The 4048-nt window shown below is 39.4% G+C and carries 5 protein-coding genes and 1 pseudogene; 2 read left to right on the forward strand and 4 right to left on the reverse strand.

Annotated features, from left to right (window positions below; genetic code table 11):
• Positions 1 to 74: 74 nt before the first annotated feature.
• Together QUA02_RS32795 and QUA02_RS32800 are read right to left on the reverse strand one after the other, a co-directional pair.
• Positions 75 to 500 (reverse strand): annotated as a pseudogene (locus QUA02_RS32795) (DUF6444 domain-containing protein); the annotation flags it as partial.
• Positions 501 to 534: 34 nt separating this feature from the next.
• Positions 535 to 2008 (reverse strand): IS5 family transposase gene (locus QUA02_RS32800; protein ID WP_333033899.1). Its coding sequence is split into 2 segments (ribosomal slippage): positions 535 to 1086 and positions 1088 to 2008, totalling 1473 coding nucleotides; the frame shifts between segments, so codons are not numbered across the junction.
• A gap of 45 nt (positions 2009 to 2053) precedes the next feature.
• Here QUA02_RS32800 and QUA02_RS32805 point away from each other — a divergent pair.
• Positions 2054 to 2359, forward strand: a complete 306-nt coding sequence (locus tag QUA02_RS32805) for a hypothetical protein (protein WP_333033900.1) — start codon at positions 2054 to 2056, stop codon at positions 2357 to 2359.
• Here QUA02_RS32805 and QUA02_RS32810 read toward each other — a convergent pair.
• The gene (locus QUA02_RS32810; protein WP_333033904.1) at positions 2356 to 3174 is read right to left on the reverse strand and encodes a transposase; all 819 of its coding nucleotides are present in this window, start codon (positions 3172 to 3174) and stop codon (positions 2356 to 2358) included. The genes QUA02_RS32805 and QUA02_RS32810 overlap by 4 nt on opposite strands.
• The gene (locus tag QUA02_RS32815; protein ID WP_333033902.1) at positions 3119 to 3637 is read right to left on the reverse strand and encodes a hypothetical protein; all 519 of its coding nucleotides are present in this window, start codon (positions 3635 to 3637) and stop codon (positions 3119 to 3121) included. The genes QUA02_RS32810 and QUA02_RS32815 overlap by 56 nt, the downstream gene beginning before the upstream one ends.
• A gap of 174 nt (positions 3638 to 3811) precedes the next feature.
• On the opposite strand from QUA02_RS32815, the gene QUA02_RS32820 reads away from it, so the two are divergent.
• Positions 3812 to 4000 (forward strand): hypothetical protein, encoded by a 189-nt coding sequence (locus QUA02_RS32820; RefSeq protein ID WP_333033903.1) that lies wholly within the window; start codon positions 3812 to 3814, stop codon positions 3998 to 4000.
• Positions 4001 to 4048: the final 48 nt, after the last annotated feature.

Consider the following 4048-nt stretch of genomic DNA (forward strand, 5'->3'; position numbering starts at 1 on the left):
AATATTTGCCCAAATGGAATTATCGAGCCGTACCCCAACCTGAGTAATTCATTAAGTTATTTATTTTTCATTCCTAACTGAGCAACTTGCTCTCTCTCTATTTTGATAGGTTCGCCACTGAATTCGCTTTGACCACAACACCTACACACTTGCGGTCGTAATATCTCTAATCTATCTACCCGACCAAACCCCTTCCTCGTTTTTCCCGGATGCCCTGGTTGTCCTCCTGGTTTCCGTTTTGGTGTCTCCCTTTCCTCTGTTTGAGCTTCTAGTTTTTTCTCGCTTTTTTTGAGGATGTCGGACGATGGTGGCTTTGATGATGTTGTGCTGTCTAAATCTCTGCTGATTTTAAGTTTCTCTATTTCCTGTTCTAGTTCTATTACTCGGGATTTTAACTGCTCTATAGCCCTCGCCTGCTCCACGATCATCTCTACCAGTTTCTCTGTCGCCAACTGTTTTAAGATTTCACTGTTGAGTTTGGGTGGCAGGTTTTTTTTCATAATTGCTATATTCTACTTTCCAGTATCACACTTGTCAATACCCACCACCTGAATCCTTACCATAATTTTTGATCTTTGCCTTCTTTCCAGTTGTTATTAATAAAAATTGACACACAAAAAGCCACAATAACCGCAATAACCCTGCCACAAGGTTCATGACTAAAAAAGCAATTGCAATCGTTGTTTGGGATGTATTATCGAGTTTAGCCATCACTCGATCGAGATTAAATCTTCTTTTTGCTTGACCAAATTTTCCTTCTATAGCCTGACGGGCTTTTTCATCTTCTCTAGCTTGCTTCTTTGTGGCTTTACTCACATGAGCTGGCCGTCTCCCCAAGGGCGGACCGCTCATCCTAATTCCTCTTTCTTTACACCATTCTCGATTCATCAGTGTGCGGTAAATCTGGTCAACATGAACCGACTCTGGGTAATGTCCTGTGAATTCTTTAAATGCTTCTACTTGGGCTATTAAGTCTCCTGATTCATTGAAGTTATCCCAACTAATTCGATCTAGAAATATATACCCGTCACAACTGCTAGCTGAGATTTTGGCTCCAAACTCTGTGGCTTTTCCTGCTTTTCCTCGCGACGTTGGGACGAACATGGGGTTGGGTTAAACTTACTATTCTATCGTCAATTCTATTTGTTTTGTGTTGGTACATCCAGGATTGTTGGCGGTAAACTTCCTGACAGACTAGCAGCAGTTTATATTGTCGCTTACTCAAGTTCTCCAAAAGGGAGCCTAACTCGATTAATTGCTCAATATGAGCTAGGTTTCTTTTGATATATTGCAGTTGCTTTTTAATGGGTGTTCTTTTTTGCTCTGCGTCGGTCGGCGCTGCGAAAGCAATCGCTAGGTAATCTTTACGAGCTTTTTTGCGGTAGGTTCTGGGTTTTTTCGGGCATTGGTCTTTGATTGACTCGTAGAGGATATCTACGATTTTTTCTGTTTGCATTCTTGTTCGATTGAGAATTCCTATGTCAGTTGGATAGGTGATATCTGCGCTAGCACAAGTTGCATCTAATAATAATTTTCCCTGATTTTCACTCTCATTTAGTTCTTCGGGGTTTTTTTTGCTTGATTCAGGTTGATGTGTCGGGGATTCTCGGAGATTCTTCACCATCTTTTGGTTCACTTTATTGACGAGATTGACGCTGATTCTTTGTCGAAAATGAACCAATAGGGAGGCATCAAATGGAATCTCATTGCTATAGGATGAGAGACCGATAAAGTATTGTAGATAAGGGTTTTCTCTAATTTGTTCTACAGTTTTGCGATCGCTAGTTCCCAATTTCTCTTTGATGATTAATGCCCCCAATGCTATCCTAAATGATTTAGCGGGTGCCCCCATAGATGAGGCAAAATTTTCAGCATATTCTGCTTCAAATTCTGACCACGGTATGAATTGGGCCATCATTACCCAACGGTTGTCTGAGGCTAATTTTCCTCCATGAGGAAATTCAAAGCTTTCTGGTGGGGGGCCGTCTGGGTCAACTTTTCGGTACACAACTGTTAACGGTGGTGCAAGGGTTCTGTACTATTTTACCTGTATTTGTTGCACTCACCACCCACGATCGGGCGATCGCAGCCCTCATGTGGTGAACCTTTCAGCACTTATTCAGCAAGCCCTAACTATTGGTTGCCGCACCTGCGAGAATTGCTACCATCTAGCTTGCTGGAACAAGTAAAAAAAAACGCTGCTGACCATGCAATAGTTAAGGAAATACTCACAGAACATGAATTAATAGTAGATACCTACGAACAAGTCAGAGAGAGACCTGGAGATAAGGAAGAACAAGAAAAATACTTTTCAGGCAAGAAGAGTAATCATACATTCAATACTCCGGACAGTTTTTAAGCAGCCAGAGTACCATAAGACAAGACTGAAGGAAGATTTGGATGATTTAAAATCAAATCCGGGTCTAAATCTAACTTATCAATAAAGGTACAAAGTAGATGCTTATTGAATTCTAGGCGTTTATAAGAAGCCATTGAAAAGACAAACGACTTGGCAGATAAATTACAACTAGAGAGTTGATGTTTGGCCAAATTTAAGGCAATAAGACTGGCATTAAAATGAAAATCAAGCCGTGGTAAATGACGAGCTTGACAATCAGACAATCCCGTAAATTGCTTGGCATCACGAAAAATAAATTCAATCTGGAAACGAGCCTGATAATATTCAACAATTTGCTCAGGCGGTAAGTGAATATCAGTGCTAAATAATAAAGCATTTTTAATTTGTCCGTTGGCTTGAACCTCAGAAATACAAGCCAAACTAATTGGGCAATTTAAACAACAACTCCACACAACTAATGTATATAATGAAACTCCCGGTTTTATTTGTTTAACAAAATTAAGACGACTCAAATCATGGCAGTCAACCTTACCATCATATTTACGTGGAGCTCCCAGTTTCTTTTGTTCACCAGTATAAAGATAGCGTAGGTTAGAATCAACTCTTAACTTGCCAATAAAGTCTAAATTTAACTCCCGCACAGCATCCCAGAATTTAGAGCGGTAGTAATAGCCATCAGCCACCAAATAACGTACATAATTTGGGAAGAAATAACGAGTATTCTTTAGATGTTGTGCATAGTCATCAACTCTTGTGATGTCAGGCGTTGAGCTTTGAGACTCCGGTTTTTTGCGAGATTTTTTTTGACCAGCTATTCTTCGGTTTTTGTGGCAGTTTTTTCACCTTCTTTATTTGAGGGCGTGATGGAGTTTGTTGTACGCTTAAGCTATAAGATAAACGACTCTCAATTTCGACAATAGAAATTACAGAAATTTCCAACCCCTGTGACGATTTCCCCGCTACACCATTATAAAAATAACCCTTACCGTCAGTTTTTTTGCCACTTTTTCTTAAAAAAGAACAATCGATAACGGCAATGACTGTGTGTTCAGGATTTAAAGCAGATTCGAGGAAATATTGATTAAATTGTGGAAAATTAAAGCTTTTGAGAAAGTGACGACGGTAGGTTTTTTCGCTCAAATAACTATAACGACTGAGATTCGTGAAGTTGACCTTACCATAGACCAGCAAAATAGTTGAGAATAAAGTGATTAAAAACTTCTTTTGGGGTTGACTAATCCCTGGCATTTGTTGTAAGATGGATTCAATAATCTTCATAAGGCAATCTGTTGAGCTTGTGTGTTTTTATAGCTTAACCTAAAAGAGTGCATTTTTTTCTGTTTATTTTGGGTTCAGATAGCACTCAGTTTTTTCGCTTCTGTGCTTTATTGCGTAAGCATCCCTATTTAAAAACTGTCCGGAGTATTGACATTCAAAAGTCAAATAATTATCATGCCAGATGGTAGAGATATAGTTGATGTTGTTGCAGGGGAACCTGGACCTAAAAGCGATATAACCTTATTCCGGGAATATCGCTCCGAGTTTGACTCTCAACAAAGATTTAAGGGAGATAAAGCTTACGTTGGAGAAGATTTAATAACAACTCTCATTAAAACCCACATTCCGCAGTTCTGGCTTTGATGACTAAGGATTTTCATACATTCACTGTAGGAAAAATGTCTGTGCCTA

The sequence above is a fragment of the Microcoleus pseudofavosus SVA1_A4 genome (assembly GCF_036700565.1).
Lineage (GTDB): Bacteria > Cyanobacteriota > Cyanobacteriia > Cyanobacteriales > Microcoleaceae > Microcoleus.